Annotated in this window: 18 protein-coding genes and 1 riboswitch; of the genes, 10 read left to right on the forward strand and 8 right to left on the reverse strand. The window is 71.1% G+C overall.

Features of this window, described 5'->3' with window-relative positions:
• Positions 1-9: 9 nt before the first annotated feature.
• Together def and ACFWEE_RS24035 are read left to right on the forward strand one after the other, a co-directional pair.
• A complete protein-coding gene (gene def, locus ACFWEE_RS24030; RefSeq protein WP_266708923.1) occupies positions 10-648 on the forward strand; it encodes a peptide deformylase in 639 nt (212 codons plus the stop codon).
• 256 nt (positions 649-904) lie between these two features.
• Positions 905-1,642 (forward strand): D-Ala-D-Ala carboxypeptidase family metallohydrolase, encoded by a 738-nt coding sequence (locus ACFWEE_RS24035; protein WP_386891989.1) that lies wholly within the window; start codon positions 905-907, stop codon positions 1,640-1,642.
• Positions 1,643-1,692: 50 nt separating this feature from the next.
• Here ACFWEE_RS24035 and ACFWEE_RS24040 read toward each other — a convergent pair whose 3' ends face one another.
• Entirely contained in the window at positions 1,693-2,676 is a 984-nt protein-coding gene (locus ACFWEE_RS24040; RefSeq protein WP_386891990.1) for a helix-turn-helix domain-containing protein, read from the reverse strand.
• An 81-nt stretch (positions 2,677-2,757) separates the two neighbouring features.
• Here ACFWEE_RS24040 and ACFWEE_RS24045 point away from each other — a divergent pair, with 81 nt between their 5' ends.
• Both ACFWEE_RS24045 and ACFWEE_RS24050 read left to right on the forward strand, forming a co-directional pair.
• Entirely contained in the window at positions 2,758-2,979 is a 222-nt protein-coding gene (locus tag ACFWEE_RS24045) for a hypothetical protein (RefSeq protein ID WP_386891992.1), read from the forward strand.
• Between the two features lie 118 nt (positions 2,980-3,097).
• On the forward strand, positions 3,098-3,778 hold the full coding sequence (locus ACFWEE_RS24050) for a 1,4-alpha-glucan branching protein (RefSeq protein ID WP_386891993.1): 681 nt from the start codon (positions 3,098-3,100) through the stop codon (positions 3,776-3,778).
• 88 nt (positions 3,779-3,866) lie between these two features.
• Here ACFWEE_RS24050 and ACFWEE_RS24055 read toward each other — a convergent pair whose 3' ends face one another.
• Both ACFWEE_RS24055 and ACFWEE_RS24060 read right to left on the reverse strand, forming a co-directional pair.
• Complete coding sequence (locus tag ACFWEE_RS24055) at positions 3,867-4,892, reverse strand: ribonucleotide-diphosphate reductase subunit beta (RefSeq protein ID WP_386891995.1); 1,026 nt, start codon at positions 4,890-4,892, stop codon at positions 3,867-3,869.
• Entirely contained in the window at positions 4,892-7,303 is a 2,412-nt protein-coding gene (locus ACFWEE_RS24060) for a ribonucleoside-diphosphate reductase subunit alpha (protein ID WP_386891997.1), read from the reverse strand. Before ACFWEE_RS24060 ends, ACFWEE_RS24055 begins: the two co-directional genes overlap by 1 nt.
• Before the next feature lie 141 nt (positions 7,304-7,444).
• A riboswitch (cobalamin riboswitch) is annotated at positions 7,445-7,584 on the reverse strand.
• Positions 7,585-7,726: 142 nt separating this feature from the next.
• On the opposite strand from ACFWEE_RS24060, the gene ACFWEE_RS24065 reads away from it, so the two are divergent.
• Together ACFWEE_RS24065 and ACFWEE_RS24070 are read left to right on the forward strand one after the other, a co-directional pair.
• Positions 7,727-8,320, forward strand: a complete 594-nt coding sequence (locus tag ACFWEE_RS24065) for a TetR/AcrR family transcriptional regulator (RefSeq protein WP_386891999.1) — start codon at positions 7,727-7,729, stop codon at positions 8,318-8,320.
• The gene (locus ACFWEE_RS24070) at positions 8,317-9,174 is read left to right on the forward strand and encodes an alpha/beta fold hydrolase (protein ID WP_386892000.1); all 858 of its coding nucleotides are present in this window, start codon (positions 8,317-8,319) and stop codon (positions 9,172-9,174) included. The genes ACFWEE_RS24065 and ACFWEE_RS24070 overlap by 4 nt, the downstream gene beginning before the upstream one ends.
• Before the next feature lie 23 nt (positions 9,175-9,197).
• On the opposite strand, the gene ACFWEE_RS24075 is transcribed toward ACFWEE_RS24070, so the two are convergent.
• The 5 genes from ACFWEE_RS24075 to ACFWEE_RS24095 all read right to left on the reverse strand — a co-directional run bounded on the left by ACFWEE_RS24075 (position 9,198) and on the right by ACFWEE_RS24095 (position 13,462).
• The gene (locus ACFWEE_RS24075) at positions 9,198-9,707 is read right to left on the reverse strand and encodes a GNAT family N-acetyltransferase (protein WP_386892002.1); all 510 of its coding nucleotides are present in this window, start codon (positions 9,705-9,707) and stop codon (positions 9,198-9,200) included.
• Positions 9,708-9,762: 55 nt separating this feature from the next.
• Positions 9,763-10,407 carry a hypothetical protein gene (locus ACFWEE_RS24080; RefSeq protein ID WP_386892004.1) on the reverse strand — a complete coding sequence of 215 codons (645 nt, stop codon included), beginning with the start codon at positions 10,405-10,407 and terminating at the stop codon, positions 9,763-9,765.
• Positions 10,408-10,562: 155 nt separating this feature from the next.
• On the reverse strand, positions 10,563-12,197 hold the full coding sequence (mctP, locus tag ACFWEE_RS24085) for a monocarboxylate uptake permease MctP (protein ID WP_386892005.1): 1,635 nt from the start codon (positions 12,195-12,197) through the stop codon (positions 10,563-10,565).
• Complete coding sequence (locus ACFWEE_RS24090) at positions 12,194-12,451, reverse strand: DUF3311 domain-containing protein (protein WP_386892007.1); 258 nt, start codon at positions 12,449-12,451, stop codon at positions 12,194-12,196. The genes mctP and ACFWEE_RS24090 overlap by 4 nt, the downstream gene beginning before the upstream one ends.
• 246 nt (positions 12,452-12,697) lie before the next feature.
• Positions 12,698-13,462, reverse strand: coding sequence for a GntR family transcriptional regulator (locus ACFWEE_RS24095; RefSeq protein WP_386892009.1), 765 nt, complete (start codon positions 13,460-13,462; stop codon positions 12,698-12,700).
• 346 nt (positions 13,463-13,808) lie between these two features.
• Here ACFWEE_RS24095 and ACFWEE_RS24100 point away from each other — a divergent pair, with 346 nt between their 5' ends.
• From ACFWEE_RS24100 to ACFWEE_RS24115, 4 genes are all read left to right on the forward strand, one after another.
• The gene (locus ACFWEE_RS24100; RefSeq protein WP_386892011.1) at positions 13,809-15,110 is read left to right on the forward strand and encodes a sugar ABC transporter substrate-binding protein; all 1,302 of its coding nucleotides are present in this window, start codon (positions 13,809-13,811) and stop codon (positions 15,108-15,110) included.
• Positions 15,111-15,243: 133 nt separating this feature from the next.
• The gene (locus ACFWEE_RS24105; protein WP_386892013.1) at positions 15,244-16,239 is read left to right on the forward strand and encodes a carbohydrate ABC transporter permease; all 996 of its coding nucleotides are present in this window, start codon (positions 15,244-15,246) and stop codon (positions 16,237-16,239) included.
• Positions 16,236-17,093 carry a carbohydrate ABC transporter permease gene (locus tag ACFWEE_RS24110; protein WP_386892015.1) on the forward strand — a complete coding sequence of 286 codons (858 nt, stop codon included), beginning with the start codon at positions 16,236-16,238 and terminating at the stop codon, positions 17,091-17,093. The genes ACFWEE_RS24105 and ACFWEE_RS24110 overlap by 4 nt, the downstream gene beginning before the upstream one ends.
• Before the next feature lie 8 nt (positions 17,094-17,101).
• Positions 17,102-18,640 carry a glycoside hydrolase family 3 protein gene (locus tag ACFWEE_RS24115; protein ID WP_386892025.1) on the forward strand — a complete coding sequence of 513 codons (1,539 nt, stop codon included), beginning with the start codon at positions 17,102-17,104 and terminating at the stop codon, positions 18,638-18,640.
• Positions 18,641-18,688 lie beyond the last annotated feature (48 nt).

Genomic DNA, 18,688 nt, shown 5'->3' on the forward strand with positions numbered 1-18,688 from the left:
ACGGCGGACATGTCGCAGCAGGAGACGGACGAGCGGATCGGCGTGGACGACGAGGGTTTCGTCGTGGACACGGAGGACTGCGAGGAGCGTGAGGCGGCGTACCGCGAGCGCGGGACCTCCCGTCCGATCACGGTCGTGGGCAACCCGGTCCTGCACAAGGAGTGCCAGGACGTCACGGAGTTCGGCGACGAGCTGGCGCGGCTGATCGACGACATGTTCGCCAGCCAGCGGACCGCCGAGGGCGTGGGCCTGGCCGCGAACCAGATCGGCGTGGACCAGAAGGTTTTCGTCTACGACTGCCCGGACGACGACGGGGTGCGGCACGTGGGCGTCGTCGTCAACCCGGTCCTGGAGGAGCTGCCTCCGGAGGCCCGGGTGCTGGACGACTCCAACGAGGGCTGCCTGTCGGTCCCGACGGCCTACGCCGAGCTGGCCCGCCCGGACTACGCCGTGGTGAGCGGCCGGGACGCGCGGGGCAACCCGATCAAGGTGCGGGGCACCGGCTACTTCGCGCGCTGCCTCCAGCACGAGACGGACCACCTGTACGGCTACCTCTACATCGACCGGCTGTCGAAGCGGGACCGCAAGGACGCGCTGAAGCAGATGGCCGAGGGCACCCCCCGCTACGAGACCGTCCCCAACGCCTGATCCCGCACCGCGCTGCGCGGCGCGAGGGCCCGTCAGCCGGACACCGTCCCGGCGGGCGGGCCCTTTTTGTTGCCGTGGTCGTCAATCAGCCTTTTTCTGAGGGGAGTTGACGCGCGTCGACCCACTGCGACAGGCTCGCTCCCACGTTCGGTCGCATGCCGCGTTCCACCGCGCGTCACGTTCCGCGGCATGCCACGGTCCACCGCGCGTCACGTTCGACGCGCGTCACATTCCACCGCGAGAGGGAGCACCCCACATGCTCAGGCGTACCGCGCGCGTCCTGCTCGGATTTGTCATGACCATCTCACTAGCGTGGGGCGGGGCCGTGCTCACGGCCGGTACCGCCCACGCGGACGGCTGTTTCACCTTCACCCGCACCCTGTCCTCCGGCGCCACCGGCAACGACGTCACCCAGCTCCAGATCCGGGTCGCCGGATACCCCGGGTACAACGCGGTGCTCGCCATCGACGGCTCGTACGGCCCCGCCACCACCGCCGCCGTCAAGCGCTTCCAGGCCGCGTACGGCCTCACCGCCGACGGCATCGCCGGACCGGCCACCCAGGCCAAGATCTACGCGCTCCAGGACGACGACTGCACCCCGATCCACTTCACGTACCCGGAGCTGAACACCTGCAACAGCACCTGGGCGGGCGGGGCGGTCGCGGCCGGGACGGCCAAGGCCAACGCCCTCTCCAGCATGTGGAAGCTGGAGGCGCTGCGGCACGCCCTGGGCGACCAGCCGATCCGCGTCACCAGCGGCTTCCGGTCCACCTCCTGCAACTCGGCGGTGGGCGGCGCCTCGGGCAGCCGCCATCTCTACGGCGACGCGGTCGACCTCGGGGTCGGGGCGCACTCGCTCTGCACCATGGCGCTCCAGGCCCGCAACCACGGCTTCAACGGGATCCTCGGCCCGGGGTACCCGGACCACGGTGACCACGTGCACGTGAACCAGGGCCCGAGCCACTTCTGGTCGGCCCGCAGCTGCGGCATCTGACCGCGCCCGGGGCGGACCCGCGGCTCGCCGCCGCGGGTCCGCCCCCGTCTTCAGACCGCCCCGATCTCCTCCGGCACCTCGGACGGCCCCCGGAAGGTGCGCCGGTAGGCATGGGGGGTCGTGCCCAGCGAGCGGACGAACTGGTGGCGCAGGGCCGCCGCGTTGCCGAAGCCGGTCCGCCCGGCGATGGACTCCATGGTGTCGTCCGAGGTCTCCAGCAGGTGCTGGGCCAGCAGCACCCGCTGCCGCAGCAGCCAGCGGTACGGCGTCGTGCCCGTCTCCTGTTGGAAGCGGCGCGCGTAGGTGCGGGGCGACATGTGCGCGAGAGCCGCGAGCTGGTCGACGGTCATCTCCTGGTCGAGATGGTTCTCCATCCACGCCAGGGTGTCCCCGACGGTGTCGCACGGGGTGCGCGGAAGCGGGCGCTTCACGTACTGCGCCTGACCGCCGTCCCGGTGCGGGGGGACCACCATGCGGCGGGCGATGGAGTTGGCCACGTCCTGGCCGAACTCCTTGCGCACCAGGTGCAGGCAGGCGTCGACACCGGCGGCCGTCCCGGCCGAGGTGATCACCTGGCCCTCGTCGACGTAGAGCACGTCCGGCTCCACCCGGGCCAGCGGGAAGCGCCGGCCCAGCTCGTCGGAGTGGCGCCAGTGGGTGGTGCAGCGGCGGCCGTCCAGCAGCCCCGCCGCCCCGAGGACGAACGCGCCGGAGCAGACGGACAGCACCCGCGCGCCGCGGTCCACGGCCCGGCGCAGCGCGTCCAGGACCTCGCTCGGGTACTCCCGGGCGACGAAGTGGCTGCCGGCCGGTACGGCGATCAGGTCGGCCTCCTCCAGCCGTTCCAGGCCGTGCTCGGTGGTGATGGAGAAGCCGGCGTGGGTGCGCAGCGTCGGGCCCTCGGCCGACACCACCGCGAAATCGTGCACCGGCAGGCCCTCCTCGCTGCGGTCGAGGCCGAACACCTCGCACAGGACGCCGAGTTCGAAGGGGTGCACCTCGTCCAGCAGCAGGGCGGCGACGTTTTTCAGCATGGAGACAGTGTGGCAGCAATTCGATGTTCGGTGACAGTCCTGCCACTGCCCGGATCGCGTCCCCGCGGACAGAGTGGAGCCATGAACACACTCCTGAACGTCCTCGGTGTCACCGTCCTCGCCGCCCTCGTCCTGCTCCCCGCCCTCCTCGGGTTCGCCCGGGAGCGCCGCATCGACCGCGAACTGCGCGCCGCCGCGATCGACCGCGACGCCCATCGCGCCGCCCCACCGGACACGTCCACGACCGGCCGGACCCGGCCCGCCGCCCGGCGCCCGTACGTGCGGTCCTGGGCGCGGATCTGAGGCCATCGCGCCGACCCGGTCCGGAGGGGCGGCGCGGGGCGATCATGGGAGCCGGGGCCCCGGCCCGGCGGACGGGCGCCCCGGCCCGACCGGCCCACCCACGGACAAGAGAGAGAACATGGCTGTCATCCACCGCACCACCCTGAACCCCGGCAAGCTCGACCTGCTCGCCGCCTGGTTGCCGTCCCAGCCCTGGTACGCGGGTGGCGGCGCCCCCGACCTCGCGAAGGCCGGCGGCTTCCGGCTCGACGACCCCGAGGGCGAGGTGGGCATCGAGTTCATGGTGGTCACCGACGCCTCGGCGGGCCGCCCGGTGCCGTACCACGTGCCCGTCACCTACCGGGGAGCCCCGCTCGAAGGGGCCGGGGCCGCCGCCCTGATCGGCACCAGCGAACACGGGGTGCTGGGCACGCGCTGGGTCTACGACGGGGCCCACGACCCCGTGCTGACCGAACGGCTCCTCGCGCTGCTCCACGGCCGCGCCGAACCGCAGGCGCAGAGCGAGTCGGACACCGCCGACCCCACCGTGCACAGCCGGTTCATGGGCGACGACATCCCCGAGGGCGCGGCCGTCGAGAGCGTACGGAGCGGGATGTACGGCACCGACGTCCTGCTGGCCGACCCCGCCGGATCCGGAAGCTGGACCCTGCGGGTGGTCCGGGCGCTGCGGGGCGACGCGGAGGAGGCCAAGGGCGACGCGGGACCGCTGCACGGTGAGGTCACCGCGCTCTGGGCCCCGCCGGGAGCGGAGCCGGCGCGGGCCCGGTTCGCCGAGGTACGTGCTTCGACGGAGCGCTGAACACGCGGCGGCGGGCACCCCTTTCCGGGAGTGCCCGCCGCCGTTCCGGCCCGGCCGGCCGACCGCTGAAAGCCGGCCGGGCCTGCTTCTAGAAGTCGTCGTCGAAGCCGACCGTGCCCTCCACCGCGACCTGGTAGGCGGACGGGCGCCGCTCGAAGAAGTTCGTCAGCTCCTGCACGCCCTGGAGCTCCATGAACGAGAACGGGTTCTCGGAGCCGTACAGCGCCGGGAAGCCCAGCCGGGTGAGCCGCTGGTCGGCGACGCACTCCAGGTACTGGCGCATCGACTCGGTGTTCATGCCCGGCAGACCGTCGCCGCACAGGTCGCGGCCGAACTGGAGCTCCGCCTCCACGGCCTCCTTCAGCATGTCGGTGACCTGCTGCCGGAGTTCGTCGTCGAAGAGGTCCGGCTCCTCCTTGCGGACGGTGTCCACGACCTCGAAGGCGAAGTTCATGTGCATCGTCTCGTCCCGGAACACCCAGTTGGTGCCCGTGGCGAGACCGTGCAGCAGACCGCGCGAGCGGAACCAGTAGACGTACGCGAACGCGCCGTAGAAGAACAGCCCCTCGATGCAGGCGGCGAAGCAGATCAGGTTCAGCAGGAACCGGCGGCGGTCGGCCTTGGTCTCCAGCCGCTCGATCTTCTCGACCGAGTCCATCCAGCGGAAGCAGAACTGCGCCTTCTCGCGGATCGACGGGATCTCCTCCACCGCGTCGAACGCGGCGGCCCGGTCGTCCGGATCGGGCAGGTAGGTGTCGAGCAGCGTCAGATAGAACTGGACGTGCACGGCCTCCTCGAACAGCTGCCGCGACAGGTACAGCCGCGCCTCGGGGGAGTTGATGTGCTTGTACAGCGTCAGCACCAGGTTGTTGGAGACGATCGAGTCGCCCGTGGCGAAGAACGCCACCAGCCGGCCGATCATGTGCTGCTCGCCCGGCGACAGCTTGGCGAGGTCGGCCACGTCGGAGTGGAGGTCGACCTCCTCCACGGTCCAGGTGTTCTTGATCGCGTCCCGGTAGCGCTCGTAGAAGTCCGGGTAGCGCATGGGGCGCAGGGTCAGCTCGAAGCCCGGGTCGAGCAGGTTCTTCTCGAGGGTGGGGTCGGTGGTGCTCATTACTGGCAGGCCTCGCAGGACTCGGGGTTTTCGAGGGAGCAGGCGAGGGCCTCCGCGTCGGAGTACGCCTGCTGCACGGGAACGGTGGAAGGGGCGGGGGCGGCGGCCTTCGCGGTGCCGGAGGCGGCACGGGCGATCCGGGTCGCCGGGCGCGAACGCAGGTAGTACGTCGTCTTCAGCCCCTGCTTCCAGGCGTACGCGTACATCGAGGAGAGCTTCCCGATGGTCGGCGTCTCCAGGAACAGGTTGAGCGACTGGCTCTGGTCGAGGTACGGCGTACGGGCCGCCGCCATGTCGATCAGGCCGCGCTGCGGGATCTCCCACGCGGTGCGGTACAGCGCGCGCACGTCCGCCGGGATCCAGCCGAAGCCCTGCACCGAACCGCTCGCGTCGCGCAGCGCCTCACGGGTCCGCGCGTCCCACACGCCGAGCCGCTTCAGCTCGTCCACCAGGTACGCGTTGACCTGGAGGAACTCACCGCTGAGCGTCTCGCGCTTGAAGAGGTTGGAGACCTGCGGCTCGATGCACTCGTACACCCCGGCGATCGAGGCGATGGTCGCGGTCGGCGCGATGGCGAGCAGCAGCGAGTTGCGCATCCCGGTCTTCGCGATCCGGGCGCGCAGCGCCTCCCACCGCTCCGGCCAGGCCGGCGCCGTGTCGTAGTGGTCCGGGTGGAGCACCCCGCGCGCGGCACGGGTCTCGCTCCACGCGGGCAGCGGGCCCGACTTCTCGGCGAGGTCGCAGGAGGCCTCGTACGCGGCGAGCATGATCCGCTCGGAGATGCGGGTGGAGAGCTCGCGGGCCTCGGCGGAGTCGAACGGCAGCCGCAGCTGGAAGAAGACGTCCTGCAGGCCCATCGCGCCCAGACCCACCGGCCGCCAGCGGGTGTTGGACCGGCCGGACTGCTCGGTCGGGTAGAAGTTGATGTCGACGACCCGGTCCAGGAAGGTCACGGCAGTGCGCACGGTGGCGTCCAGCCGCTCCCAGTCGATCGTCCCGTCCGCCACGAAGGCGCCCAGGTTGACCGAGCCGAGGTTGCACACGGCGGTCTCGCCGTCCTCGGTGACCTCCAGGATCTCCGTGCAGAGGTTCGAGGAGTGCACGACCCGGCCCGGTACGGCGGTCTGGTTCGCGGTCCGGTTGGAGGCGTCCTTGAAGGTCATCCAGCCCTGGCCGGTCTGCGCCAGGGTCCGCATCATCCGGCCGTACAACTCGCGCGCGGGGATCGTCCGGCGGGCCAGGCCCTTCGCCTCGGCGGCCCGGTAGGCGGTGTCGAACGCGTCGCCCCACAGGTCGACCAGCTCGGGCACGTCGGCGGGCGAGAAGAGCGACCAGGCGGAGTCGGCGTCGACCCGGCGCATGAACTCGTCGGGGATCCAGTGCGCCAGGTTCAGGTTGTGCGTACGCCGCTGGTCCTCACCGGTGTTGTCGCGCAGCTCCAGGAACTCCTCGATGTCCGCGTGCCAGGTCTCCAGGTACACCGCGGCGGCACCCTTGCGCCGCCCGCCCTGGTTGACGGCCGCGACGGAGGCGTCCAGCGTCTTCATGAACGGCACGATGCCGTTGGAGAGCCCGTTGGTGCCCCGGATCAGCGAACCGCGCGAGCGGATGCGCGAGAACGACAGACCGATGCCGCCCGCGTGCTTCGAGAGCCGCGCCACCTCGTGGTAGCGGCCGTAGATCGAGTCCAGCTCGTCCAGCGGGGAGTCCAGCAGATAGCAGGAGGACATCTGCGGGTGGCGGGTGCCCGAGTTGAAGAGCGTGGGGGAGGAGGGCAGGTAGTCCAGCCGGCTCATCAGCCCGTAGAGCGCCGCGACCTCGTCCACCGCCCGCGCCGAGTCGTCCTCGGCGAGCCCGGCCGCGACCCGCAGCATGAAGTGCTGCGGGACCTCCACCACCCGGCGGGTGAGCGGGTGGCGCAGCAGGTAGCGGCTGTAGAGGGTGCGCAGGCCGAAGTAGCCGAACCGGTCGTCGGCGCCGTCCGCGAGCGCCCCCGCGACCAGTGCGTCGAGCCGTTCGGCGTGCAGCGCCACGAACGCGGCCGTACGGTCCGCGATCAGGCCCTCGCGGTGGCCGACGGCGACCGACGCGGAGAACGACACCGCGCCCTCACCGGCCGCCTCGGCGGCGATGGTGCGGGTGAGCAGCCGGGCCGCGAGCCGCGAGTAGGCGGGGTCCTCCGCGATCAGACCGGCCGCCGACTCGGTGGCCAGGGTCAGCAGTTCCGCCTCGTCGGCGTGCGCGCTGCGGCCCCGCAGCGCGGCGGCGGCGACCCTCCCCGGGTCGGTGTCCGGCAGGTCCGCGGTGAGGGCGGTCAGGGTGCGCAGCAGCGCGGCCCCGGGGCCGTCGACGGGCTCGGTCGCTGCGGTGGCTGCGGGCACGGACGCCGGATCGGCGGGCGCGATGGTCACGGTGGTGCTCTCCCTCGCTCGGCTCTGGACCGGCGGGGGGAGGTGAGGGCCGCGGGGCGCGCCACCTGGAGACGGGCAGCACCGCACACGGCGTCCACCGGCCCATCCGCGAGGCCCGGACGTACGGGCGTCCGGTTCGGGTGAGCCGGACGCGCTGTCGGCAGGTAGCCGGACTCGAAGGTGCGCCAAACGCGCGGTTCATACCGTTGCGGGACAGTTCCGGATTCGCACCGGATTCCCCTGCGACGACAGCGAGACGAGCATACATGTGGTGGCCGGGCAGCGAGAACGCCCCACATGTTGTGGCGGTGCGGGGTGGTGTTCCCGTACGGGAGCGGGCGCGGCGCCCGCGGGGACAGGGGAAAACCCGTTTCTTCCTAGGAGCCCTAGCCTTAAACTAGGACCCCTAGGAAGGGTGGACGCATGGCGAAGGCCGGACTCACGGCGGAACGGGTGACCCTCGCGGGGGCCGAACTCGCGGACGAGGCCGGGTTCGACCGGCTGACGATGGCGCAGGTGGCGCGGAGGCTGGGCGTCAGGGACGCGAGCCTCTACGCGCACGTGCGCGGCCTGGAGGACCTGCGGGGCCGCATCGCGCTGCTGGCGGCCGACGAGAAGACCGTCCGCATCGCCGAGGCGACCTCCGGCCGCGCGGGGAAGGACGCGCTGACGGCGTTCGCCGACGCCTGGCGGGCGTACGCCCACCGGCATCCCGGCCGCTACGCCGCGACGCAGGCCGCCGTCCGGATCGACCCCGAACTGGCCGCCCGGGCCGCCGGGCCCCGCCGCGCGGTGGAGCTCACCTACGGCGTCCTGCGCGCCTACGGACTGGCCGAGCCCGATCTGACCGACGCGGTACGCCTGTTGCGCAGCACGCTCCACGGCTTCGTCGTCCTCGAAGCCACGGGCGGATTCGCGCACCGGCGCTCACCGCAGCAGTCCTGGGAGCGCGCCCTCGACGCCCTGCACGCCCTCCTGGAGCACTGGCCCGCATCCCGAGAAGGAGAACCCTCATGACCGGTCCCGTCCCCGGCACCCTGCGCGTCCCCGGCGCGTCGCTGCACTACGAAGTACGCGGCAGGGGCCCCCTCCTGCTGCTGGTGCCCGGAGGGACGGGCGGGGCCGCCTCCTTCGACGGCATCGCGGACGAACTGGCCGCCGAGTACACCGTCGTGGCCCACGACCCGCGGGGCATCGGCCGCAGCACGCTCGACGACCCCGCTGCCGAACAGCGGGTGGCCGAGCACGCCGACGACGCCCTGCGGCTGCTGGAACTGCTCTCTCCGGGCGAGCCGGCCCGCGTGGCCGGTGTCAGCTCGGGCGCGATCGCCGCCCTGCACCTGCTCACCGCCCACCCCGGCCGGGTGGAACGCGTGGTGGCGCACGAGCCGCCGGTGGTGGAGGTGCTTCCCGACGCGGCCGAGCACCGCGCCTTCCTGGCACGGGTGTCGGAGACCTTCCGCACCCGGGGACTGATGCCCGCGATGGCCGTGTTCGCGGCCGGTCTGTCGAAGGACGGGAGGGCCGACGGCGCGGACACCGCGGCCGGGGAGCGGGAGGTCCGGGCCGAGCCTTTGCCCCCGACCGGGGCGAGGGCCGAGCGGACGATGGCCGGCCTGCCGTTCTTCGTCGGCCGTGTCGTGCCCGCCTTCATGTCCTACGCCCCCGACGTCCACCGGCTGGCAGCGGTGGCGGACCGGCTCGTGCTCGCCTGCGGCGAGGACGCCCGCGGCGAGCTGCCCCACCGTTCCGCCGCCGCCCTGGCCGAGCGCATCGGCCAGGAGCCCCTGTACTTCCCCGGCGGGCACCTCGGCCCGGTCACGCACCCGGCCGGGTTCGCCGCGGCTCTGCGGAAAGCGCTCCGCGCCTGAGGCCGGGCGGGGGCCGGGGCCTCTCAGGCGCCGCCCAGGTCCAGCCGGTAGGTGAGCAGCGTCAGCTCCGGCACCGGCCGCCAGTCGCGTTCCGGGGTGCGTACGAAGCCGAGCCGGTGGTAGATCCGGTGTGCCCCGGCCATGGCGGGCTGGGTCGACAGGGCGAGCCCGGTGACCCCGGCGGTGGCGCGGGCCCGCGCCGCGCACGCCCGTACGAGCGCCTCTCCGGCTCCCCGGCCGCGCCCCGCCCTGCCCACCGCCAGCATGCGGAACTCCGCCTCGTCCGGCGCCGCGACGTCGCACATGGGGCTGCCGGGCGGGGCGTAGGTCACCCCGCCGAGCACGGTGCCGGTGTCGTCCACGGCGACCAGCACCTCCGCCACGGCGGCCCGGCCGGGCACGTCCCGGAGCCTGGCGAGATAGGGGTCGTCGTCGCCCTGGCCCAACAGGCCGTCACCGAGGTACGCCTGGGCCGTGATCTCGCCGAGGAGCGCGTACTCCCCGGGCTCGGCCCTTCTGATCGTCAGGTCCATGACCGTCATTCTGCGCCTCGCGCGCCGGGGCGGACGGCCCGGCCCCGGGAACGGCTCAACCGCTCGCGCCCACCCCGTTCTCCGGGGCTCCGTCGCCCTCCGGCGGGAGGTCGCCGCGCTGGATCGGCTGCGAGCCGGGAGCCCGGCCGAGGGGCGGGAGGATCCTGTCGAGTTCGGCGTCGTCCGCCAGGTGGGCCGCTTCGGCCGCCTCGCGCAAGGTGGCGCGGTCCACGGCGGGGAGTTCGGCGCTGACCTTCACCACGACGTCCCCCTCGGCGCGGGCGTAGGAGTGGCCGAGAGCGGTCGCGCTGTACCAGCTCCCGCCCTCGCGTTCGCAGACGGTGTAGTCGGGCGTGCCGTCGGTGGGCGGCTGCTTGCCGCAGTCGGCGGGGGAGTACTCGGCGCGCTCCACGCCGAGTTGGATCACGTGCCCGCTCTTGTCCGTGTAGGAGCTGCCGAAGCCGTCGTCGCCGCGCACGCCCACCGACTGGGTCGCCAGGGTGTATCCGGCCACCTCGGTGACGTACACGTGATCGGCCCGGGTCTGGAGGGCCGTCGCCCGCGCCTCCAGCTCGGCGTGGTCCGGTACGTCCGCGGTGGGGGACGCGCCGCCCGCTCCGGCGTGCTCGGTGCCGCAGCCGGCGAGGGTGAGGACCAGCAGGGCGGGCCAGAGGCCGTGCAGCCGGGTGCGAGATGTCATGGGCACATCCTTCCGTACGGGTGCGGCGGTCCGGTCGCGGGGCGGGTGTGCCACCGGGCCGCCGCCCCTCCCACGGAGGGAGGACGCGACGGCCCGGTGGACGGTTCGCCCGTGCGGGGCCCTGCCGGACGGAGGTCCGGTACGGCCGGACCGCGTCAGTGGCCGCCCGGCGCCCCCACGACGGCCGGCGGCAGCTCCGCCTGCACGCCCTCGTCGCCGACGTCGGCCGTGTAGTCCTCCGGCGAGGTCTCGTCGATGCCCGCCGGGGCCTTGAGCGCGTTGAGCACGAAGGTCACCACGACCACCACCACGACGTTCAGCACGAAGGCCGTGAGACCGATGTAGCCGATCTCCCCGATGCCCGGGATCTCCTTCGACGAGCCGCCGAAGTGCTTCTGCGTCGGGGAGGCCACGCCGTACGCGGCGAGGGTGCCGTACAGCATGCCGGCCGCCCAGCCCGCGATGAGCGCCCAGCGGTGGAACCACCGGGTGAAGAGCCCGCCGACCAGCGCCGGCATCGTCTGGAGGATCCAGATCCCGCCCAGCAGCTGGAAGTTGATGGCCACGGTCTTGTCCATGGTGAGCACGAAGACCAGCGCGCCGACCTTCACCAGGAGCGAGACCAGCTTGGAGACCTTGGTCTCCTGCTCGGGCGTCGCGTCCGGTTTCAGGAACTCCTTGTAGATGTTCCGGGTGAAGAGGTTCGCGGCGGCGATGGACATGATGGCCGCGGGCACCAGCGCGCCGATCCCGATGGCGGCGAAGGCCACCCCGGCGAACCAGTCCGGGAACATGTTCTCGAAGAGCTGCGGGATGGCCAGCTGGCCGTTGGCCACCTTGACCCCGGCCGCGATGGCCATGAAGCCGAGCAGGGCCAGCAGCCCGAGCATCAGCGAGTACAGCGGCAGGATGGTGGTGTTGCGGCGGATCACCTCACGGCTGCGGCTGGAGAGCGTCGCCGTGATCGAGTGCGGGTACATGAAGAGCGCCAGTGCCGAGCCCAACGCCAGTGTGGCGTAACCCCATTGGCCGGAGACTCCGGGCACGATCCCGGCCACCGGTTTGCCCGCCGCCTCGTTGGCCGCCGAGAACTTCGCGCTCGCCCCGGCGAAGATGTCGTCGAAGCCGCCCAGCTTGATCGGGATGTAGATGATCGCCACCGCGATGACCAGGTAGATCAGCCCGTCCTTGACGAACGCGATCAGCGCCGGCGCGCGCAGGCCCGAGGAGTAGGTGTACGCGGCGAGCACCGCGAACGCGATCAGCAGGGGCAGGTCCTTGACGAACCAGTTGGTGTCCTCGCCGCCGCCGACTCCCATGACGTCCAGCACGGCCTGGATGCCGACGAGCTGGAGGGCGATGTACGGCATCGTCGCGAGGATGCCGGTGAGCGCGACCGCCAGCGACAGGCCCTTGGAGCCGAAGCGGCCCCGGACGAAGTCGGAGGTGGTGACGTAGCCGTGCTTGTGCGACACGGACCAGAGCCGCGGCAGGAAGGTGAAGATCAGCGGGTACACCAGGATCGTGTACGGAACGGCGAAGAAGCCCGAGGCCCCCGCGCCGTAGATCGCCGCCGGGACGGCGACGAAGGTGTACGCGGTGTACAGGTCGCCGCCCAGCAGGAACCAGGTGACCCAGGTTCCGAACGACCGGCCGCCCAGGCCCCATTCGTCCAGGCTCAGCTCGTTGTCGGCGCGGCGCCAGCGGGCGGCCATGAAGCCGACCACGGTGACCGCCAGGAAGAAGAAGATGAAGACGCCGAGCGCGACGCCGTTCACGCCGTCCTTCATGCGGAGACACCCCCCTTGCGGGCGCGCTGGTCACGCTTCCACAGCGTGTACGCGAGCATGGTCAGCCCGGTCGAGATGATCACCCAGAGCATCTGGTACCAGTAGAAGAACGGGATGCCGATGAAGGTCGGGTCGACCTTGGCGTACGAACCGACCCAGAGCAGCGCCACGAACGGGGCGGCGAGGCATATCGCGATGACCACCCGCGCGGGTGTCACTGTCGGGGGTGGGGTGGGCTCTGGAACTTCTGGCATGGACTGACTCCGTTCCTCGCGGGTCGCCGGTGGGCCCGGCCGGTGCCCCGGCCGGGCGCACCGGCCGTATGACTTCCCGGCGACGGGACTGTTTCCGTCAACGGCACGGAGGAAGAACGGTTTTGGTTCATGCTTGGCTGAAAATGATCGCCACGAATTTCTATCGGCGCCGCGCGCGGGTGATATGGGCGCGACGGGCGGTACGAGAAATGCGTGCAGTATGAATCGGTTCGGGCGGGGGCGGCTTCAGTCCAGCGGTCGCCTGAGCCGGGCCACGAACTTGTACCGGTCGCCCCGGTAGACCGAGCGCACCCACTCCACCGGCTCGCCGCGTCCGTCCAGGGAGTGCCGGGAGAGCATCAGCATGGGCAGGCCCACGTCGGTGCCGAGCAGCCCGGCCTCGCGCGGGGTGGCGAGCGAGGTCTCGATCGTCTCCTCGGCCTCCGCGAGCCGGACGTCGTACACCTCCGCCAGCGCGGTGTAGAGCGAGGTGTACTTCACCAGTGAACGGCGCAGCGCGGGAAAGCGTTTGGCCGAAAGGTGGGTTGTCTCGATGGCCATCGGCTCCCCGCTGGCGAGCCGCAGCCGCTCGATGCGCAGCACCCGCCCGCCGGTCGCGATGTCCAGCAGCCCGGCCAGCGCCTGGTCCGCGGTCACGTAGCCGATGTCCAGCAGCTGCGAGGTGGGTTCGAGGCCCTGGGCCCGCATGTCCTCGGTGTACGAGGTGAGTTGGAGCGTCTGCGAGACCTTGGGCTTGGCGACGAAGGTGCCCTTGCCCTGGATGCGTTCGAGCCGGCCCTCGACGACCAGTTCCTGGAGCGCCTGGCGCACCGTGGTGCGGGAGGTGTCGAACTCGGCCGCGAGGGTGCGCTCCGGGGGGACCGGGGTGCCGGGCGGCATGGTGTCCGTCATGTCGAGGAGGTGGCGCTTGAGCCGGTAGTACTTCGGTACGCGCGCGGTGCGCACCCCCGCTCCCGTGCCGCCCGCGGGGCTGCCCTCACCGGCGCTCATGGTCCCTCTCTCCGATTGCTCTGCTGCCGTCACCGGCTCCTCCGAACTTCGCGGCTCACATGGTGGCACGGCCCGGCCGAGGGGGCGTCGACCTCCCCATCGGGCCGTGTCGTCGGCCCGCCGTCCCACAGGCGATCCAGGTGTGGGCGCTTTCGATCAAAAGCCCCTAGGTGTCGGTCCTATAACGGACGCGAGTGCACTTCTTATACACCCTTGACACCCCTAAAGGTCTAGGCCAAGCTCCGGTTGCTGGTCTAAACCATTTAAGACCAGGTCCAGCCCCAGCAGTACTCGTCGAATGTCTTCGCGGTGGGCGGGGTTGCAGCATCCCTGAGGAGGGTTTGACGTGAAGCGCAAGCTCATCGCGGCCATTGGTGTCGCGGGCATGATGATCTCGATCGCGGCATGTGGCTCGGACGACGACAAGGCGTCGTCGCAGGACCCCAAGGACCGCAAGGAAACCCTCACCGTCTGGCTGATGTCGGACGCCCAGAGCACCTGGCCCGAGCTCGTCGCGGACGTCAACAAGCAGTTTGCGGCCAAGTACCCGAACGTCAAGGTCAACGTCCAGTACCAGACCTGGGCGGACAAGACCAAGAAGCTCGACGCCGCGCTCGCCGGTGACAAGTTCCCGGACGTGGTCGAGCTCGGCAACACCGAGACAATGACGTACATCCTCAACGGGGCGCTCGGCGAGATCGACCCGAAGAAGTACGAGAACTCGGACACCTGGATCAAGGGCCTGAAGGACACCTGCGCCTTCGAGGGCAAGCAGTACTGCGTGCCCTACTACGCCGGCGCCCGCGTCGCGATCTACAACAAGGACATGTTCAAGGCCGGCACCGGCTCGGACGTCCTGCCCACCACCCAGGACGAGCTGACCGCCGCGCTCGACAAGGTCGGCGCCAAGTACGGCAAGGACAAGGCGTTCTCGCCGCTCTACCTGCCGGGCCGCTACTGGTACGCCGCGATGTCCTACGTCGCCGCCGAGGGTGGCCAGATCGCCAAGTACGACGAGGGCAGCAAGGAGTGGAAGGCCACCCTCTCCACCCCGGAGGCCCAGAAGGGCATCCAGGAGTTCGTCGACCTGGTCAACAAGTACAACCACGGCGACAAGACCAAGGACGAGGCGGACCACGCCAACGTCATGGCCAACGAGAAGACCGCCCTCCTCTACGGCAACGGCTGGGAGGCAGGCAGCGTCACCGACTCGGCCGCCAACGGCAACCCGAAGCTGAAGGACAAGATCGGCACCGCGGGCATGCCCGGCCCGAACGGCAAGGCCCTCCCGTCCTTCATCGGCGGCTCCGACCTCGCCACCATCTCCAAGTCCAAGATCCAGGACCTGGGCGAGGAGTGGATCTCCCTCTTCACCAGCGGGAAGTCCGAAGAGGTCCTGGCCTCGAAGAACATCCTTCCCAACAACACCAAGCAGCTCGAGCCCCTGAAGGCCAAGCCCGAGACCGCGGCCATCGCCAACGCCGTGCCGGACGCCTGGTTCACCCCGATCGCCCCCGGCTGGACCGCGATCGAGAAGAAGGAAACGCTCGAGATCATGCTGCTCGACATCATCAAGGGCAAGTCGGTCGCCGACGCCACCAAGGCGGCCGACGAGGAGATCGACTCCCTGATCAACAAGGAGTCCTGAGCCCCGGCTCATGAAGCGGCGGCGGTGAGCCTTCCTCACCGCCCCCGCCCGATCGTCCGCGGGGGTGGTGGCTTCTCTCGGAGGCCGCCACTCCCGCTGCTCCGGTATCTGGTCCGAACGGAAGGCCCGCACAGTGAGTGCCGCCGACATGAAAGCAGCCGACCCGCCGGTGTCCGTCCCGCGGGCCCCCGAGGGCGCTCCATCCCAGCCCTCGAAGAGCGTGACCCGCAAACCGCGGAAGGCCGGCGCTCTGCTGCCGTACCTCCTGATAGCCCCGGCGTTCGTCGCCATCGCCGCCGTCTTCGTCTGGCCCTTCATCAAGACGGTCATCATGTCCTTCCAGGACGTGGGCCGCCGTGAACTGTGGTCCGGATCGGCCGCTCCCTGGGTCGGATTCGACCAGTTCACCAACATCCTGGGCGACGGCGAGTTCTGGGACGTCGTCTGGCGGACCATCATCTTCATGGTCGTCTGCGTCGCCGTCACCATGGCCGGCGGCCTCGGGCTCTCCATGATCATGCAGCGCATGTCGACCTGGGTGCGCCTGCTGCTGACCGCGGCACTGGTCGCCGCCTGGTCCATGCCGCTGCTGGTCGCCACCTCGATCTTCCGCTGGTTCGCCGACTCCGACTACGGCGTCCTCAACATGGTGCTGACCAAGTACCTCGGGATCGACGCGCAGGGCCACAACTGGTTCCTCGACCCCAAGCAGGGCTTCGTCATCATCGGCGCGGTCGTCGTCTGGGGAGCCATCCCCTTCGTCTCCGTCACGCTCTACGCGGCACTCACCCAGGTCCCGAAGGAACTGGAGGAGGCGGCCTCGCTCGACGGCGCCACCGTGACCGGCATCTTCCGCTACGTCACCTGGCCCGTCATCAAGCCGGTCTTCCAGATGGTCGCCACGCTCTCCGTGCTCTGGGACTTCAACGTCTTCGGCCAGATCTTCCTGATGCGCGGCAACAAGCCCGAACCCGAGTACTCCGTCCTCGGCATCTACTCGTTCGAGAAGGCCTTCGAGTCCAACTCGTTCAGCCAGGGCGCGGCGATCTCGCTCATCACGGTCCTGCTGCTGTCCGGCGTCGCCGTGTACTACCTGCGCCAGCTGCTCAAGATCGGAGAGGTCGAGTGAGCACCTCCACCCCCCAGGTTTACCGCCCGGACCGCAAGAAGAACCGTGTCGTCTACAACGTCCTGGGCCTGATCGCCTTCGTCCTGATGGCCTTCCCGGTCTACTGGCTGATCATCAGCTCGCTGCGCCCCAACGCGGAGATCCGCAGCTACGACCAGACGCTGTGGCCGACGTCGATCACCTTCGACAACTTCTCCCGCGCCATCGACCAGCCGAACTTCGGCACCGCGATCGAGTCCAGCCTCATCGTCTGCGGCGTCGCCGTCGTCGTCGGCATGCTCCTCGCCACGATCGCCGCCTTCGCCATCGGCCGCTTCCAGTTCCGCGGCCGGAAGTTCTTCATGATCGTGCTGCTCGTCGTGCAGCTGCTGCCCCCGACGGCGATGCTCATCCCCATCTACATCCAGCTGAACGACCTCGGCGGGCTGAACGAGTACTGGGGCGTCATCGTCATCTACCTCGTCTCCACCCTGCCCTTCGCCACCTGGATGATCCGCGGCTTCGTGATCAACATCCCCCAGGAGCTGGAGGAGTCCGCGATGGTGGACGGCTGCAGCCGGATGGGCGCCTTCTGGCGGATCACCTTCCCGCTGCTCGCCCCAGGGCTGGCCGCCGCGGCGATCTTCTCGCTGATCACCGCCTGGAACGAGTACCTCCTCGCCTACGTCGTCCTCCAGGACAACGACAAGTACACCCTCAACGTGTGGCTGATGAACTTCACCACCTCCCGCGGCATCGACTACGGCGCGCTGATGGCCGCCTCGACGATGATCGCGATCCCGGTGGTGGCCTTCTTCCTCCTGGTCCAGAAGTACATGGCGACGGGGCTCACCTCCGGCGCAGTGAAGGGATGACGACGCAGATGACCACGCTCGTCACCAACGACACCATCACCCGCGACGCGCTCGCCGTCCTCCAGCCCGGCTTCACCGGCACCACCGCGCCGGACTGGCTGCTGCGCCGCGTCGGCGAAGGGCTCACCTCCGTCGGCCTGTTCGGCCGCAACATCGTCTCGCCGGTCCAGCTCGCCGCACTCACCGCACAGCTGCGGGCCGAGCGCGACGACGTGCTGGTCGCCATCGACGAGGAGGGCGGCGACGTCACCCGCCTGGAGGTGCGCGACGGTTCGTCCTTCCCCGGCAACCACGCCCTCGGCTCGGTGGACGACACCGCGCTGACCCGGGCCGTCGCCCACGAGCTGGGCCGCCGGCTCATCGAGTGCGGCGTCAACCTCAACTGGGCACCCTCCGGCGACGTCAACTCCAACCCGGACAACCCGGTCATCGGCGTACGCTCCTTCGGCGCCGACCCCGCCCTGGTGGCCCGGCACACCGCCGCGTACGTCGAGGGCATCCAGGCCGCCGGAGTCGCCGCCTGCACCAAGCACTTCCCCGGCCACGGCGACACCGCCGTCGACTCGCACCACGCGCTGCCGCGGATCGACGTCGACCTGGAGACCCTGCACGCCCGCGAACTGGTGCCCTTCAAGGCCGCCATCGCGGCCGGGTCCAAGTCGGTGATGAGCGCGCACATCCTGCTCCCCGCGCTCGACCCCGACCGTCCCGCGACGCTCAGCCCGCAGATCCTCACCGGTCTGCTCCGCGGCGAACTCGGGTACGAGGGACTCATCGTCACCGACGCGGTGGAGATGCAGGCCATCGCGGCGACGTACGGGATCGAGCGCGGCTCGGTCCTCGCGATCGCGGCCGGCGCCGACGCGCTGTGCGTCGGCGGCGGGCTGGAGGACGACGCCACGGTGGAGCGGCTGCGCGACGCGCTGGTCGCCGCGGTGCGCGGCGGGGAGCTGGCGGAGGAGCGGCTCGCCGACGCCGCCGCACGTGTACGGGCACTCGCGTCCTGGACGCGCGGTGCGAGGGGGGCGGTCCCGGCGCCGGGCGCGGCAGTGCAGGAGGGGACCGCGCCCGGCACCGCGACCGGACGGCCCGACGGGTACGACGCGAACGTCGGCCTCGTCGCGGCCCGCAGGGCGGTACGGGTGACCGGCGACGGGCCCCGGCTCGGCGCCCCGGTCCACGTCGCCGCCTTCACCCCGGTGGCCAACGTCGCCGTCGGCGGCGAGACCCCGTGGGGCGTGGCCGCCGAGCTGACGCGGCTGCTGCCCGGCACCACCTCCGCGACCTGCCGGCCCGACGACGCGGACCCGGTGGCGGACGTGCTGCGGGCCGCGGGGGAGCGGCGCGTGGTCGCGGTCGTCCGCGACGCCCACCGGCACGCCTGGATGGCGGCGGCGGTCGACGCGCTGCTCGCGGCGCGCCCCGACACGGTGGTCGTCGAGATGGGCCTGCCGTACTCCGCTCCGAGGGGCGGGCTGTACGTGGAGACGCACGGCGCCGCCCGCGTCTGCGGCATCGCCGCGGCGGAGGCCCTCACCGGGGCCTGACGGCGCGCACCACACGGGAAGAGGGGCCGGACACCAGGTGTCCGGCCC

Source organism: Streptomyces sp. NPDC060184, assembly GCF_042728795.1.
In the GTDB taxonomy this organism is placed as follows: domain Bacteria; phylum Actinomycetota; class Actinomycetes; order Streptomycetales; family Streptomycetaceae; genus Streptomyces.

Coding starts and splice junctions, on each gene's coding strand:
- ACFWEE_RS24090 (WP_386892007.1), bottom strand. CDS start 12,451: ATGCCAGAAGTTCCAGAGCCCACCCCACCCCCGACAGTGACACCCGCG.
- ACFWEE_RS24080 (WP_386892004.1), bottom strand. CDS start 10,407: ATGACATCTCGCACCCGGCTGCACGGCCTCTGGCCCGCCCTGCTGGTC.
- mctP (WP_386892005.1), bottom strand. CDS start 12,197: ATGAAGGACGGCGTGAACGGCGTCGCGCTCGGCGTCTTCATCTTCTTC.
- ACFWEE_RS24095 (WP_386892009.1), bottom strand. CDS start 13,462: ATGAGCGCCGGTGAGGGCAGCCCCGCGGGCGGCACGGGAGCGGGGGTG.
- ACFWEE_RS24065 (WP_386891999.1), top strand. CDS start 7,727: ATGGCGAAGGCCGGACTCACGGCGGAACGGGTGACCCTCGCGGGGGCC.
- ACFWEE_RS24075 (WP_386892002.1), bottom strand. CDS start 9,707: ATGGACCTGACGATCAGAAGGGCCGAGCCCGGGGAGTACGCGCTCCTC.
- ACFWEE_RS24040 (WP_386891990.1), bottom strand. CDS start 2,676: ATGCTGAAAAACGTCGCCGCCCTGCTGCTGGACGAGGTGCACCCCTTC.
- ACFWEE_RS24035 (WP_386891989.1), top strand. CDS start 905: ATGCTCAGGCGTACCGCGCGCGTCCTGCTCGGATTTGTCATGACCATC.
- def (WP_266708923.1), top strand. CDS start 10: ATGTCGCAGCAGGAGACGGACGAGCGGATCGGCGTGGACGACGAGGGT.
- ACFWEE_RS24055 (WP_386891995.1), bottom strand. CDS start 4,892: ATGAGCACCACCGACCCCACCCTCGAGAAGAACCTGCTCGACCCGGGC.
- ACFWEE_RS24070 (WP_386892000.1), top strand. CDS start 8,317: ATGACCGGTCCCGTCCCCGGCACCCTGCGCGTCCCCGGCGCGTCGCTG.
- ACFWEE_RS24045 (WP_386891992.1), top strand. CDS start 2,758: ATGAACACACTCCTGAACGTCCTCGGTGTCACCGTCCTCGCCGCCCTC.
- ACFWEE_RS24050 (WP_386891993.1), top strand. CDS start 3,098: ATGGCTGTCATCCACCGCACCACCCTGAACCCCGGCAAGCTCGACCTG.
- ACFWEE_RS24115 (WP_386892025.1), top strand. CDS start 17,102: ATGACCACGCTCGTCACCAACGACACCATCACCCGCGACGCGCTCGCC.